This window comes from Streptomyces carpinensis (genome assembly GCF_002154505.1).
GTDB classification, from domain to species: domain Bacteria; phylum Actinomycetota; class Actinomycetes; order Streptomycetales; family Streptomycetaceae; genus Streptomyces; species Streptomyces carpinensis.
Window position 1 is genome coordinate 82489 of record NZ_MUBM01000266.1, and the last position, 14393, is coordinate 96881.

10 protein-coding genes are annotated in these 14393 nt (G+C 69.9%); 5 read left to right on the forward strand and 5 right to left on the reverse strand.

Going from position 1 to position 14393, the window contains the following annotated elements; translation table 11 throughout:
- Positions 1 to 64: 64 nt before the first annotated feature.
- Both BZY54_RS32010 and BZY54_RS32015 read right to left on the reverse strand, forming a co-directional pair.
- Entirely contained in the window at positions 65 to 814 is a 750-nt protein-coding gene (locus BZY54_RS32010) for an SDR family NAD(P)-dependent oxidoreductase (RefSeq protein ID WP_086728814.1), read from the reverse strand.
- A complete protein-coding gene (locus BZY54_RS32015; RefSeq protein ID WP_086728815.1) occupies positions 807 to 1463 on the reverse strand; it encodes a VOC family protein in 657 nt (218 codons plus the stop codon). The genes BZY54_RS32010 and BZY54_RS32015 overlap by 8 nt, the downstream gene beginning before the upstream one ends.
- 403 nt (positions 1464 to 1866) lie before the next feature.
- Between BZY54_RS32015 and BZY54_RS32020 the strand changes: the two genes are divergently transcribed.
- The 5 genes from BZY54_RS32020 to BZY54_RS32040 all read left to right on the forward strand — a co-directional run bounded on the left by BZY54_RS32020 (position 1867) and on the right by BZY54_RS32040 (position 10866).
- Positions 1867 to 2637 carry an SDR family NAD(P)-dependent oxidoreductase gene (locus BZY54_RS32020; RefSeq protein WP_086728816.1) on the forward strand — a complete coding sequence of 257 codons (771 nt, stop codon included), beginning with the start codon at positions 1867 to 1869 and terminating at the stop codon, positions 2635 to 2637.
- A gap of 256 nt (positions 2638 to 2893) precedes the next feature.
- Positions 2894 to 4579: an AMP-binding protein gene (locus BZY54_RS32025; RefSeq protein WP_158103952.1), complete on the forward strand. Its 1686-nt coding sequence runs from the start codon at positions 2894 to 2896 to the stop codon at positions 4577 to 4579.
- On the forward strand, positions 4579 to 6525 hold the full coding sequence (locus tag BZY54_RS32030) for an oxidoreductase (protein ID WP_086728818.1): 1947 nt from the start codon (positions 4579 to 4581) through the stop codon (positions 6523 to 6525). Before BZY54_RS32025 ends, BZY54_RS32030 begins: the two co-directional genes overlap by 1 nt.
- A gap of 183 nt (positions 6526 to 6708) precedes the next feature.
- Positions 6709 to 9942: a fused isobutyryl-CoA mutase/GTPase IcmF gene (gene icmF / locus BZY54_RS32035; RefSeq protein WP_086728819.1), complete on the forward strand. Its 3234-nt coding sequence runs from the start codon at positions 6709 to 6711 to the stop codon at positions 9940 to 9942.
- A gap of 60 nt (positions 9943 to 10002) precedes the next feature.
- Complete coding sequence (locus BZY54_RS32040; RefSeq protein WP_086728820.1) at positions 10003 to 10866, forward strand: 3-hydroxybutyryl-CoA dehydrogenase; 864 nt, start codon at positions 10003 to 10005, stop codon at positions 10864 to 10866.
- Positions 10867 to 10941: 75 nt separating this feature from the next.
- On the opposite strand, the gene BZY54_RS32045 is transcribed toward BZY54_RS32040, so the two are convergent.
- From BZY54_RS32045 to BZY54_RS32055, 3 genes are read right to left on the reverse strand one after another with little or no spacing between them, the layout of a single operon-like run.
- The gene (locus BZY54_RS32045; protein WP_086728821.1) at positions 10942 to 12519 is read right to left on the reverse strand and encodes an acyl--CoA ligase family protein; all 1578 of its coding nucleotides are present in this window, start codon (positions 12517 to 12519) and stop codon (positions 10942 to 10944) included.
- Positions 12516 to 13187, reverse strand: a complete 672-nt coding sequence (locus BZY54_RS32050; protein WP_086728822.1) for a nitroreductase family protein — start codon at positions 13185 to 13187, stop codon at positions 12516 to 12518. Before BZY54_RS32050 ends, BZY54_RS32045 begins: the two co-directional genes overlap by 4 nt.
- A gap of 19 nt (positions 13188 to 13206) precedes the next feature.
- Complete coding sequence (locus tag BZY54_RS32055; RefSeq protein WP_086728823.1) at positions 13207 to 14391, reverse strand: flavin reductase; 1185 nt, start codon at positions 14389 to 14391, stop codon at positions 13207 to 13209.
- Between the last annotated feature and the right edge of the window lie 2 nt (positions 14392 to 14393).

A 14393-nucleotide genomic window follows, 5' to 3' on the forward strand; every position in this document is an offset into this window, starting at 1 on the left:
CACGTGCTGGCGGGGGCCCTGCCCTGCGACGGGGACCGGGCAGGACACCGACGGGGCTCAGCGCTCAGAACGCCAGCGACCCCGAGTCGACGGGCAGCGCGACCCCGTTGATGCGCGCAGCCGCGTCCGACGCGAGGAACATGACAACCGAGGCGATCTCCTCGGGCAGCGCCGGGGCCGGCTTGCGCCTGTCGCGCGAGAGCGCCTCGAGCGCGGACGGGAAGGCGTCGGTGACGTCCTGCATGCCCGTCCGGATGGATCCGGGGCACACGGCGTTGCTCCGGATACCGCGGTCCCCCAGGGTCGCGGCGATGTTCTTCGTCAGCCCGACGAGACCGTGCTTGGAGACGGTGTACGCCGCCCCGGCGCGGCCTCCGCGTACCCCGGCGACCGAGGCGACGTTGACGATGACGCCGCGCCCGCGCTCCAGCATGCCCGGCAGCACGGTGTTGCAGAAGAGGAAGGGCCCGGTCAGATTGACGTCGAGCAGTCTGTGCCACTCCTCCACGGCCACCTCGTGCGCCATGCCGAGGCGATCGATGACAGCGGCGTTGTTGACCAGGACGTCCACCGCGCCGGCCTCGCCCACGACGCGCCTGACGTCCTCGGCCTTCGACACGTCGGCCGGCACGCACACGACGTCGGTGTCCGTCCTCAGGCGGTCCAGCGCCGCGGTGTCACGGTCGACGGCCACGACACGCGCTCCCTGCTCGCCGAAGCCGCGCACCAGGACCTGGCCGACTCCTCCACCGGCGCCGGTGACGACCACCGTCCGGCCCGCGAACGGCTCCGTCTCCGTGGCACCCTCAGTCATGAGACACCCCATCGATGCGCTGCGGAACCTGATCGAAAGTCGTGTGGACGGCATCGGCAGGCGTCCGGGCGGTGCGGCGCACACAGGGGACGGCACCGCGGAACACCGCGCCGCCCCGCAGCACGGTGTCGAGGTCGACTCCGTCGACACCCTGGCTCCAGTCGCGCGTGGTGTCGACGAACTGGACCAGGGCGCCCTGGGTGGCCGACGGTCTGACGAACGTCTCTCGCCAGACCGGGTTGGACAGGTCCGTGCCGGTCAGCGGATAGCCCGCGTCCGGAAGGACGTCGGCAGTCGTACCGAGGTCGTCCACCACGAAGGTCACATGGTGCATTCCCTCGCCGCGCCGATCGAGCGTGTGGGACAGGAGCGAGTCGGCACGCAGCGGCTGCATGAGCTCGATCTTGAAACCACCGAGGTGCAGGTGCAGCAGCCGGATGCCGGTCTCGTCGTTGTCCCCGCCGGTGACGAACCGACCGCCGAGAGTCTCACCGAACATCGCCCAGGCACGGTCGAGGTCCCGGACGGCCAGAGCGACATGATCGAGCCGACGGACCCCGACCGCGTCCCCAACTGCTTCCGGAACCGCGTCCGGAACTGCCTCAGACAACACCTTCGGCACCGCTGCCTCCCGGAGTGCACCGAACATTACCAACCAACCGTTTGATAGTATCCTAGGGGCCGGCCGAGAGGAGAGACAAGGCGGCGGGCGGCGACGCGACAGCAACCGCAAGGGGGCCGGGCCGGGCAGTCACGTCGGATGCAGCACGTTCTTCGCCGCTACGGCTGACGTGTGGTGCAGACGCGTGGGACCGTCGCCGGCGACGCGTTGGAGCACCTGCTGGAGCAGATCCCGGCCCGGCGAGCGTTTCGGCGCGGTCGTCGATCCCCGAGGACGGCACCAGCCGGAATCCAGTCCCCTCCAGCCCGGCACGACCGTCGACGCCCTCCGCCACCCCTGGGTGCCTGAGACGCCCCCGGCCGAAGGTTCACCGCGACACCGTGCATCGCCGCGTCCAGAGAAGAACCACCTCACCGAAAGGGCCCCAGCCATGGAGACCCCGACCCGTCGGCCTCGCGTCCTCGTCACCGGCGGTACCGGCGCGATCGGTTCCGAGACCTGCCGGCTCCTCGCCGGGAGCGGACACGACATCGCCTTCACCTACCGCTCGAACGCGAAATCGGCTCAACTGCTGGCGGCACAGCTGCGCGACGAGACCGGCCGGCCGGTGGAGTCCCGCGCGGTCGACCTGTCCGACACCGACGCCGCCATGCGATGCGTGGAGGAACTGACGACGGCGCTCGGCGGCCTCGACGCCGTCGTCCACGCCTCCGGACCGCTGATCCCCCAGCGCTACCTGACGGACATCGACGCCGACCTGTTCCGCAGGCACGTCGACGACGAGTACGTCGCCTTCTTCAACCTGGCCAAGGCGGCCCTGCCCCACCTGCGGGCCTCCCGGGGGTCGCTGGTCGCGGTGACCACCGTGGCGGTCCGCCAGTACCCGGTGCGCGACTGCCTGTCGGCGAGCCCCAAGGCGGCCGTCGAGGCCCTGGTCAAGGCCATCGCCGCCGAGGAGGGACGCTACGGCGTCCGGGCGAACTGCGTCGGGCCCGGAATCCTCGAGGAGGGCATCGGCGGAGCGATCATCGACAACGGCGACTTCAGCGAGCAGGCGCAGGAGTTCGCACTCAAGCGTGTGCCGCTCCGTCGATTCGGCAGGGCACGGGACGTGGCGGAGGCGGTCGCCTTTCTCGCATCCTCGCGCGCCCGGTACATCACGGGCCAATGCCTCGACGTGGACGGCGGTTTCAGCGTCTGACGCCGGGGCCGGCCGACGTTCCGCGGGTGTCGAGTTCACGGGGCAACACCCCCTGTTGACATCCGGTGCCGGATGGTCCTAGAAATCATTGCACCAAACGGTTGGTCGGAACTATGTCCCGAGCCGGCGTGCAGCGTCCGAAGAAACCCCGGCGGATGGCGCCTGCCGCATGTCGCCGTGCCCCGCTCGCCGGAACGATCAGCGACGTACCTGGCATCGCGCGCCCAGACACTCAACTGCTGGAAGGAACACGGTGATGACCGAGTTGCCAAGGGCCGATGTCCTGCCCGGTCTGCTCGAGGAGCGGCTGGCGGCCGATTCCGGGGCGGAAGGTCTCGTCTTTCCCGAGGCCAGGCTGACTTGGCGGGAACTTGCGGACCGGGCGGACCGCCTCGCCCGCGCGCTGGTCTCACTTGGTGTCGAGGACGGCGACAAGGTCGCCGTCATGCTGCCCAACAGTGCGCTCTACGCGGTCGCGATCCTCGGCACCGCCCTGGCCGGTGCCACCAGCGTCCCGATCAACCTGCGGTTCAAGGAGACGGAGCTCGGCCATGTCGTCGCGGACTGCGACGCCAGGGTGCTGCTCACCGCGGGAAGTCCGACGGACGGCCCCGATGCGTCGGCGGCCCACGGACTTCTCCCGTCCGTCTTCCCCGACCTCGCGGAGCAGGAGCCGAGGGCGTTGCAGCTGCACGCGGCGCCGTGTCTCACCGCCGTGCTGTGGCTGGACGGCGAGCCCCTGCCCGGAACGGTGCCGCCCGACGAGGTCGCCGCGGCCGCGGAAGGTGTCGACGGTCCGGAACTGACCGAGCGGCGCGGCCGGATGCGCGCCGACGCGCCGGCGATGATCATGTATACGTCCGGGACCACGGCGAGTCCGAAGGGTGCGGTGCTCACGCACCGCGCGGTAGTGGCGCAGGCTCGCTGCGTCGGCGCACACTGCTACGGGCTGACGCGGGACGACAGGTTCTGGACGCCGCTCCCGATGTTCCACACGGGTGGCCTCATGTCGTTGCTCGCCTGTCTGGCGGCCGGCGCCACGTACATCCATGCCAGAACCTTCGAGGCCGGCCGTGCTCTTCACCAGCTGTCGGCAGAGCGCGTCACCGTCGCCATGCCGGTCTTCGAACCGCTCTGGCTTCCGGTCCTCGACCACCCCGACTTCGCGTCCACCGACCTCTCGGCGCTGCGGATCGTACAGACCGCCGGTGTGCCGGAGAAGCAGCGCATCATGCAGGAGCGGCTGCCGACCGCGGTCAACATGCAGTCCAGCGGGATGACGGAGACGGCGTCGTACTTCGCCTTCAACCGGCCGACCGATCCGCCGGAGGTACGGCTCACGACCGGCGGCTACCCGATGCCCACGGTCGAGGTGCGCGTGGTCGACCGTGCCACGGGAGAAGACGCTCCCGCGGGCACGCACGGTGAGACGCTGCTGCGGGGGGTGGGCTGCTTCGTGGGCTACCACAACGCCCCCGAGCTGACGGAGGCGGTGATCGACCGGGACGGGTGGTTCCACACCGGCGACGTGGGAGTGCTCGACGAGGCGGGTCGCTACACCTTCGTCGGGCGAATCAAGGACATGCTCAAGGTGGGGGGCGAGAACGTCGCGGCCGCCGAGGTCGAGGACTACCTCAGCAGGCATCCGGCCGTCCGGCTGGTCCAGGTGGTCGCGGCCCCGGACCGCCGCTACGGCGAAGTCCCCGCGGCCTTCGTCGAGCTCAACGACGGCGCAGTGGTGACCGAGAAGGAACTGATCGAGTACTGCGTCGGCAGGATCGCGACCTTCAAGGTCCCGCGGTATGTGAGATTCGTGACGGAGTGGCCGATGTCGGGTACGAAGATCCGCAAGTTCCGTCTCCGTGAGGAACTGGCGAAGGAGCTGTCCGAGAAGGGGATCACAGAGGCTCCCCGTCTCTCGTCCCGTGCGGGTGTCGCGTGATGGCCGAGGTCTTCGCGGATGACTCGCGGCCGGAAGACGTGCTGTTTCGGCCTCTGAAGCTCGGCGGTGTCGTCCTGCGGAACAGAGTGATGCTCTCCGCGATGACGACCGGTTTCGGATACGAGGACGGTCTTCCGGACGACCGGCTGGCCGACCACTTCTCGGTGATCGCAGCGGATGTGGGCCTCGCCACGGTCGCGTTCGGCGCCGTCAGCCCGGAGGGGCGCGTCGAACGCAAGATCCCCTGGATGTGGGCGTCCGGGGTGGTCGAACGACTTTCGTGCGTCACGGAGGTCATCCATCGGCACGGTGCCCTGGCGAGTCTGCAACTCGGCCACGGCGGCCGCCAGGTGTCCCCCAAGGTCACGCGAACCGCACCGGTCGGGCCGTCGGCGATCGCGCCACCCGTCCATGTGTCCGACACACCCCGGGAACTGTCGACCGCCGAGGCGGAGAAGATCGTCGAAGCCTTCGTGGATGCTGCCGTACGGGCTGCGGACGCGGGCTTCGACGTCGTCGAACTGCACGGCGGACACGGCTATCTGATCCAGCAGTTCCTGTCCGCGCAGAGCAATCAGCGCACCGATCGCTTCGGCGGAGCCGGCCTGCGCGAACGCGCCACGTTCGGCCGTGAACTGATCACACGTGTGAAGGAGCGAGTACCGGGACTCTCCCTTCTGGTCCGCATCAACGGTGACGATCTGGTTCCCGGAGGGATGCGGCCGGACGACGCGGCCGCGGTCGGGCAGATCTTCGCCGAGGCCGGGGCCGACGGGCTGATCGTCTCGGGAGGCGTGTACGGGTCCGTCCCGTGGACCATTCCTGTCCTCGACGACCCCGAGCCGGCGTTCCTCCACGCAGCGGAGGTCGTCAAGCGAGCCGTGGCCGTGCCGGTCGTCGCCGTCGGCGGGTTCCGTGATCCGGTGACCGCCCGGGCCGCGATCTCCGCCGGCTCCTGCGACGCGGTAGGCGTGGGGCGCCAGTTGCTCGCCGACCCCAGGTGGGTCGCGAAGGCACGCGCCCGGCGGGATGCGGCCATTCGGCCGTGCGTGGGAACACTGCAGGGCTGCGCAGGACCGCTCCAGACGGGCGGTGAGATCTCCTGCACGGTCAATCCGGACATCGGGCGTCCGCCGGTACTGGGCACGGCGGCTGCCACGCACAGGCGGAAAGTGGCCGTCGTGGGTGGTGGACCAGCGGGGATGGAGGCCGCGCGGGTCGCAGCCGAGGCCGGCGACCACGTGACACTGTGGGAAGCGCGTGCTCGGCTCGGCGGCGCCGCCGCGCTCGCGGGCATGACGCCTCCCATGGCCCACTTCGGCGAGCTGGCCGCATGGTACGAACGCGAACTCGCACGCCTCCGGGTCGACGTCGTGCTCGGACACGAGGTCCGCCCCGACGCGCCCGAACTCGCCGATGCGGACCTGGTGTTGTGCGCGGTCGGCGCCGAGACCCTGATCCCACCGCTGGACGGCTACGAGAAACTGCCGGCCTGGGTCGTCGACGACCTGCTGGCAGGGCTGCCCTCGACGCACGGCTCGTCGCTGCGGCCCAGCCGTCCTGTGGTGCTGGGATCGGGTTCGGAGGCGCTGAGTGTGGCGCTCTGGCTGAGCGATCGTGGCTCCTCGGTGACTCTTCTCGCCGACACACGCGTCGGCGACGACACGAGTGGCGTCGCCCGCCGCGCTCTCAGGGCCAGGCTGGACCGGGCCGGCGTAGCTGTCCGTCCGGGTCGTCCAGTGGCCCTGACATCCGACGGGGTCCACGCCGATGACGGTGACGTCGTCTCCGCCGACGCGGTCGTACTCGCCGGGCGACGCGGACGGGTCCGCTGGGGTGGAACGGGCGTGAAGACGATCGGCGACGCGCGCGATCCCCGCGGGCTCGGACAGGCCATCGAGGAGGCTCGCACGGCGGTGAGATCCCACACGCAGAGGAGGGTGTAGCCCTTCTTCAGGAAGGGGTTGAGCCGAGCGCGATGGCCTGCCCCGGCCGCGTGACCCGGCATGGAGGCCCCGGCTCGCTCCTCACTGTGCTTCTGCTCACACCACGATCAGCCACCGCAATTTACTAGGACGTCCTACTATCTCTTCGTCAGCGCCCTGTTGACCTGTCCGGGAAGGCCCCCCATGAGCGATCTGCACCGTCCTGTGCACCCTGTCCGCCTTGTCACCGCATCGGCCCTGTTCGACGGGCACGACGCGTCGATCAACATCATGCGGCGGATCTTCCAGTCCCAGGGCGCCGAGGTCATTCACCTCGGACACAACCGATCGGTGCAGGAGGTCGTGGACGCCGCACTCGAGGAGGACGTCCAGGGCGTGGCGGTGTCGTCCTACCAGGGCGGGCACGTCGAGTACTTCGAGTACCTGGTCCAGTCGCTGCGCGAGCAGGGAGCCGAGCACATCCGCGTGGTGGGCGGTGGCGGCGGCGTCATCGTGCCCGAGGAGATCACCCGGCTGCGCCGGAGCGGCGTGACCATCTTCTCCCCCGAGGACGGGCAGCGGATGGGCCTGGCCGGCATGGTCAACTCGGTGGTGGAGCAGTGCGACTTCGACCTCTGGGAACGCAGGCCGGCCGACGCCGACGCGATTCTTTCCGGCGACCGAGTCGCCATCGCCCGCGCCATCACCGGCGCAGAACTCGGCAAACTGCCGCCGGACCTGCTGGGACGACTGCGTGCAACCGCTGCGGCACAGGTCACCCCGGTGCTCGGCATCACCGGCACCGGCGGCTCCGGAAAGTCGTCGCTGACCGACGAGTTGGTCCGCCGGTTCCGGGTCGACCAGCAGGACAAGTTGCGGATCGCGGTGATCGCGGTCGATCCGACCCGCCGCCGTGGCGGGGGCGCGCTGCTCGGTGACCGGATACGGATGAACACCCTCGACGGGCACCGCGTCTTCTTCCGGAGCCTCGCCACCCGCGGCAGCCACGAGCTGCCCGAGCACCTCTCCGATGTGATCGACGTGGTCAAGGCCGCCGGGTTCGACCTGGTGATCGTGGAGACGCCAGGCATCGGCCAGGGCGATGCGGCGATCGTGCCCTTCGTGGACGTCGCCATGTACGTGATGACACCGGAGTTCGGCGCCGCCTCGCAGTTGGAGAAGATCGACATGCTCGACTTCGCCGACGTCGTGGCGATCAACAAGTTCGAGCGCCGCGGCGCCAAGGACGCGCTGCGCGACGTGGGCCGCCAACTGGTGCGCAACCGCGAGGCATTCGGCATGCGGCCCGAGGACATGCCGGTGTTCGGCACATCCGCTGCGACGTTCAACGACGACGGTGTCACCGCGCTCTACCAACACCTCAAGACCGTCCTGGCCGAGAAGGGGCGGCCGCTGTCCGGGGGCGCGCTGCCCGCGGTCGACGTGCGGCACTCATCCGGCATCCGGCAGGTGGTGCCTGCCGGCCGTGTGCGCTACCTCGCCGAGATCACCGAGACCGTCCGCAGGTACCACACCGAGAGCGAGCGGCTCGCCGAGGCGGCCCGGCGGGTGCAGCGCCTGGAACTGGTCAGGGACGAGCTCGTCCAGGCCGGCTCCGAGGCGGCAGACGTGGAGTCGTTGCTCAAGCTCGCCCGCGAACAGCTCCCGAGCCCCGTCGCGGAGCAGATCAGGAACTGGCCCTCCGTCGTGGAGTCCTACTCCGGCGACGAGCAGGTCGTGACGGTCCGGGATCGGGAGATCCGCACCAGACTGACCCGTCAGTCCCTGTCGGGCAACGAGATTCCCCGCGTGGCGTTGCCGAGGTTCACCGACCACGGGGAACTGGTGCGGTTCTGGCGCAGCGAGAACCTGCCCGGCCGCTTCCCCTTCACCGCCGGGGTGTTCCCGTTCAAGCGCGACGACGAGGACCCGGCGCGAATGTTCGCCGGCGAGGGCGATCCGCTCCGCACCAACCGACGGTTCAAGCTGCTCTCCGAGGGCCAGCCGGCCAACCGGCTCTCCACGGCGTTCGACTCGGTCACCCTCTACGGTCGTGACCCCGACCAGCGTCCCGACATCTACGGCAAGGTGGGCACCTCCGGCGTCTCGGTCGCGACCCTGGCGGACATGAAGGTGCTCTACGACGGCTTCGACCTGGTGGCACCGACGACCTCGGTGTCGATGACGATCAACGGTCCGGCACCCACCGTGCTCGCGTTCTTCCTCAACACCGTCATCGACCAGCAGACAGACGCCTTCCGCGCTGCCCAGGGCCGCGACCCCTCGCCCGAGGAGGCGGCCGAGCTGCGCGCGCACGCGCTGGCGAACGTGCGCGGCACCGTGCAGGCCGACATCCTCAAGGAGGACCAGGGCCAGAACACCTGCCTGTTCTCCACCGAGTTCTCGCTGCGGATGATGGCCGACATCCAGGAGTGGTTCATCGCCAACAAGGTCCGCAACTTCTACTCGGTGTCCATCTCCGGCTACCACATCGCCGAGGCCGGCGCCAACCCGATCAGCCAGCTCGCGTTCACCCTCGCCAACGGCTTCACCTATGTCGAGGCCTACCTGGCGCGCGGCATGCACATCGACGACTTCGCCCCCAACCTGTCGTTCTTCTTCTCCAACGGCATGGACCCCGAGTACTCGGTCCTCGGCCGGGTCGCCCGACGGATCTGGGCCGTCGCGATGAAGGAGAAGTACGGCGCAGGCGAACGCTCCCAGAAGCTCAAGTACCACGTCCAGACCTCGGGCCGCTCCCTGCACGCCCAGGAGATGGACTTCAACGACATCCGCACCACCCTGCAGGCGCTGATCGCCATCTACGACAACGCCAACTCGCTGCACACCAACGCCTACGACGAGGCCGTCACCACCCCGTCCGAGGAGTCGGTGCGCCGCGCGATGGCCATCCAGCTCATCATCAACCGCGAGTGGGGGCTGGCGATGAACGAGAACCCGCTGCAGGGCTCGTTCATCATCGACCAGCTCACCGACCTGGTCGAGGAAGCGGTGCTCACCGAGTTCGACCGGATCAACGAACGCGGTGGTGTACTGGGCGCGATGGAGACCGGCTACCAGCGCGGCCGCATCCAGGACGAGTCCATGCTGTACGAGCAGCGCAAGCATGAGGGCAGCCTGCCGATCATCGGCGTGAACACCTTCCGCAACCCGCATGCCGACACCGACCAGAGCCAGGGGACCCTCGAACTGGCCCGCGCCACCGAGGAGGAGAAGCTCTCCCAGTTGCAGCGGGTGCAGAGCTTCCAGGCCGAGCATCGGGAGGAGGCCGGGGCCTACCTGGAGCGTCTGAAGCAGGCAGCGATCTCCGGCGAGAACGTCTTCGCCGTGCTGATGGACGCCGCCCGCGTGTGCACTCTGCAACAGATCACGGAGGCGTTCTTCGAGGTCGGCGGCCAGTACCGGCGCAACGTCTGAGTCACCGGCCGAGGCCGCGGATACGGCCGCCACCACCCTCCCGACCACGAAAGGTCCCGCATGGAACCCGTCTCCCGTCTCGGCATCGTCGGCTGCGGCCTCATGGGCTCCGGTATCGCCGAGGTCGCCGCACTGCACGGCCTCGAGGTGATCGTCGCCGAGTCGACCCCGGACCGGGCCGCCGCCGGCCGCGACCGCATCACCGCCTCCCTGGAGCGCGGCCTGCGGCACGACAAGCTCACCGCGGCCGAGCGGGACCGGGCCCTGGCCCGCCTCTCCTTCACCGACGACCTGAACGAGCTGGCCGACCGGCAGATCGTCATCGAGGCCGTCGCCGAGAGCCGCGAGGTCAAATTGGAGGTCTTCCGCCAACTGGACAAGGTCGTGGTCTCCCCGGACGCCATCCTCGCCACGAACACCTCCTCCATCCCCGTCGTCGACCTCGCCGTGGCCACCGGCCGGGCCTCCCACGTCGTGGGACTGCACTTCTTCAACCCTGTTCCGGTCCAGAAGCTCGTCGAGGTGATCCCCGCCCTCACCACCAGTGCCGACACCCTGGCCCGGGTCCGCGACTTCGCCACCCGGCAACTGGGCAAGGCAGTCGTCCAGGCCCCCGACCGGTCCGGCTTCGTGGTCAACGCCCTGCTGGTGCCCTACCTTCTCGCCGCCATCCGCATGCTCGAGTCGGGAAGGGCGCGCGCGGAGGACATCGACCGCGGCATGGAACTCGGCTGCGCCCACCCCATGGGACCGCTGCGACTGCTCGACCTCATCGGCCTGGACACCGCCCGATCCATCGCCGAGTCGATGTACGAGGAGTTCAAGGAGCCGCTCTACGCGGCTCCGCCACTGCTCCAGCGCATGGTCGCCGCAGGCCGCCTGGGCCGCAAGAGCGGTCACGGCTTCTACTCCTACCGCAACTGACTCCCCGAGCCGGCCCACGCGGCATGTGAAAGCTCCGCCCCCTGACGTGTCAGGGGGCGGGGTTCGCACGGCGCGCTACTGAATCCTGCGTTCCGCCCCGACCCAGGCCCGGTCGCGCAGGACGAACTTCTGGATCTTGCCGGTGGAGGTCTTGGGCAGCTCCCCGAACACCACGTGCTTGGGCGCCTTGAAGCGGGCCAGCCTGGCCCGGACGAACTCGATGATCTCGGCCTCGGTGACCTCGGCGCCGTCCAGCAGGCTCACGTACGCCGCAGGCACCTCCCCCCAGCGCTCGTCGGGTACCGCGATGACGGCGACCTCGGTGACGGCCGGATGTTCGGCGATGACCTGCTCGACCTCGACCGACGCGACGTTCTCCCCGCCGGAGATGATCACGTCCTTGCTGCGATCGCGCAGCTCGACGTACCCGTCCGGATGCACGACACCGAGGTCGCCGGTGCGGAACCAGCCGTCCGGTGCGGCCTTCTTCGTGGCCTCCTCGTCCTTGTAGTAGCCGAGCATGACGTTGTTGCCGCGCAACGAGATCTCACCCACCGACGTCCCGTCGGCGGGAACGTCCAAACCGTCCCCGTCGATCACGCGCACCGTGCACGAGATCATGTTGCCGACACCCTGGCGCGCCTTGAGACGGGCCCTGACCCGGTCTTCGAGGGCGTTCCACTCCGGGCGCCAGTCGCAGATCATGGCCGGTCCGAACGTCTCGGTCAGCCCGTACAGGTGCGTGACCTCGAACCCGAGTTCCCCCATCCGGCGCAGGATCGCCGGCGCCGGCGGCGCGCCGCCCGTCGCGACCTTCACCGTCTGCGCCAGCGGGGACGCGTCCGGCGCGTGGGCGAGCATCGACAGCACCGTCGGAGCACCCTCCAGGTGCGTCACTCCCTCCGTGCGCAACAGCCGCCACACCTCTGTCGGATCGACCTTCGGCAGGCATACGTGCGTGCCCGCCGCCGCGGTCACCGCCCACGGGAAGCACCAGCCGTTGCAGTGGAACATCGGCAGGGTCCACAGGTGCACCGCGGAAGGCGACAGCCCGGTGTGGCCCACCATCGCCAGTGACTGCAGATACGCGCCGCGATGGTGGTACATCACGCCCTTGGGGCGTCCGGTCGTCCCGGACGTGTAGTTGATGGACAGCAACGACCGTTCGTCCTGCGGGCGGATCGCGGTGGGTGTCGCGTCGGCCAGCAGTCGCTCGTACTGCTCCCCCGCACGGATCCGGTGCGGGGGCCTGGACAGTTCGGCGACCGCCGCGTCGACCAGGTCGTCGAAGAGCGGATCGTGCACCAGCACCGACGCCTCGCAGTGCCGCAGGATGTAGGCGACCTCGCCGGCCGACAGCCGGGTGTTGACGGCCACCAGCGGCACACCCGCCCATGGCACGCCGAAGCTCGCCTCCAGCAGCACGTGCGTGTTCGGCGCCAGCACCGCGACCGGCCGGCCCTGCGCCAGTGGTGCCAGTACACCGGCCAGCCGGCGGCAGCGGTCGTGGAACTCCGTGTACGACCAGCGCCGGTCGCCGTCCACGACGGCGGTCCGCTCTCCGTGCGCCGCCGCGGCCCGGTCCAGGTAGGAGACAGGGGTGAGCGGGTCGTACGACAGGGTCGAAGCAGGCGGCCACTGTGGTTCGGTCATCGGTTCCGGCCCTCCGATCGGGCGCGGGTCGCGCCCCAGCGGTTGAAGTGCACGACGTCTTCGACGGGCTTGCGCCTGGGTTGCGCCCACCGTCCCCTGGCGGGGCGGCCCATCGGGATCAGGGCCATGGTCAGCGCGTCGGGCGGCAAGCCGAGCAGGTCACGCAGCTCGTCCTCGTGCCCACCGTAGAGCGTGGTGAGCGAAGTGCCGAGACCGTAGGCGCGTGCGGCGAGGCAGAGTTGCTGCACCGCACCGTAGATGGACGCGCCGACTCGGGGGTCTGTTGCGTCCGCCGCATGGCGCAGCACCGGGAAGACCCACACCGGGGCCTCCTCGATGTGGTGCGCGAGATGCTCCGCGCCGAGGAAACCCCGTGGGCTGAGCCCGTCCTGACCGGCCGGCAAGGCCAGGATCCGCTCGCGGTGCCGGCCGTAGGCGGCCTGCCAGTTGTCGCGGTACCAGGCCGCGACGCGGTTCTTGATGTCCTGATCGGTCACCACGACCCAGCCCCACTGCTGGGCGTTGCCACCGGACGGGCCCCGGATGGCCGCGTCCAGGACCGCCCAGAGCACGTCCTCGGGGATCGGATCGGGGGCGAGGTAGCGGCGGGCCGGCGTGGAGTGCAGCGCCTCCAGTACGGTGAGGGCCTGCCCGGTCGGTGGCAGCATCAAGGTCCTCCATGGGTGATCACGGCAGGGCACGCAGCCCCTCGCCCGCGGCATCGCAGGCTGCCCGCAGCCGTCTCGCGCAGTGGTCGATCTCGGCGCCGGACATGCGGGGCGTGAATCCGAACAGGATCAGCGCGTAGCGGGCGCGGCCGCCCGGGTCGAACACCGGCGCGCTCATCGCGCGGACCTCGTACACGGTGTCCGGGCCGAGTTCGGGCTGCCCGTACTCGATGGTCGGTTCGGGCTCGAACAGGTCGTGGAAGACGCTGCGCCGCCACCGGACGTCTGCGATGGTGGACAACCGCTTGATCCTGGCGTCGAACTCGCGTTGGCTCGGGCCGCCGAGCCGGACCCAGAAGCCGCGGTCGCGCACCCGGTCGAGGGCGGCGCGCCAGGCTTCGGCCTGCCCGGGGCTGAGCGGTGTCGGTGCCTGGGCCAGCCAGCGCCGCACATCCGACTCGTCGGCCCAGGGCAGCCAGCTCATGCCCAGCGGAGGCGCGAGTGGGGAGCGCATCCCGACGCGGACGGCGGGCCGGCCCCCGGGCGGGGTCCCCGCGCTGGCCACGTGCACGATCTCGTCGCCGACGATCGCTCCGGCCACGCACTCGACGGACATCTCCCGTGCGATGCGTTCCATCGCCGGCCGTCCGGGGTCCACGTTGCGCAGCACGTCGAAGAGGTCGGCGTCGGCGGCTGCCCGGGAAGACGGCTCGAACCGGCCGTAGCCGCCCTCGAAGAAGACCAGGGGCATGGTGGGGTTGCCGAGGCTCATCTCCCTGACGCGCCCGATCACGATGTCGTGGTCGCCTGCGGTGTGCACGGCGTCCAGATCGCACTCGATCCAGCCGACGACGCCGTCCAGGACCGGCAGTCCGGTCGGAGTGGGTCGCCACCCCAGTCCGGCGAACTTGTTCGGCGCCTTCGACGCGAAGGCACGGCAGACGTGCTCCTGGTCGGCGCCGAGAATGTTGACGCAGAACCGTCCCGCCGCGCGGATCTTCGGCCAGGATGTCGACGAGTGGTCCGGCAGGAACCCCACCAGCGGCGGATCGAGCGACACCGAGGTGAACGACCCGACCGCCATGCCGACCGGGGTGCCGTCCGGGTGGACGGCGCTGATCACGCAGACACCGGTCGGGTAGGTGCCGAGAACCTGGCGGAACCACCGGGGGTCGACGGCTGTGGTGCTCTCCGTGGTGGTCATCG

Bases quoted from the DNA above. Each gene is read 5' to 3' on its own strand.
- BZY54_RS32010 (WP_086728814.1), bottom strand. From the start codon at position 814: ATGACTGAGGGTGCCACGGAGACGGAGCCGTTCGCGGGCCGGACGGTG.
- BZY54_RS32050 (WP_086728822.1), bottom strand. From the start codon at position 13,187: ATGCTGCCACCGACCGGGCAGGCCCTCACCGTACTGGAGGCGCTGCAC.
- BZY54_RS32015 (WP_086728815.1), bottom strand. From the start codon at position 1,463: ATGTTCGGTGCACTCCGGGAGGCAGCGGTGCCGAAGGTGTTGTCTGAG.
- BZY54_RS32045 (WP_086728821.1), bottom strand. From the start codon at position 12,519: ATGACCGAACCACAGTGGCCGCCTGCTTCGACCCTGTCGTACGACCCG.
- BZY54_RS32025 (WP_158103952.1), top strand. From the start codon at position 2,894: ATGACCGAGTTGCCAAGGGCCGATGTCCTGCCCGGTCTGCTCGAGGAG.
- BZY54_RS32020 (WP_086728816.1), top strand. From the start codon at position 1,867: ATGGAGACCCCGACCCGTCGGCCTCGCGTCCTCGTCACCGGCGGTACC.
- BZY54_RS32030 (WP_086728818.1), top strand. From the start codon at position 4,579: ATGGCCGAGGTCTTCGCGGATGACTCGCGGCCGGAAGACGTGCTGTTT.
- BZY54_RS32055 (WP_086728823.1), bottom strand. From the start codon at position 14,391: ATGACCACCACGGAGAGCACCACAGCCGTCGACCCCCGGTGGTTCCGC.
- BZY54_RS32040 (WP_086728820.1), top strand. From the start codon at position 10,003: ATGGAACCCGTCTCCCGTCTCGGCATCGTCGGCTGCGGCCTCATGGGC.
- icmF (WP_086728819.1), top strand. From the start codon at position 6,709: ATGAGCGATCTGCACCGTCCTGTGCACCCTGTCCGCCTTGTCACCGCA.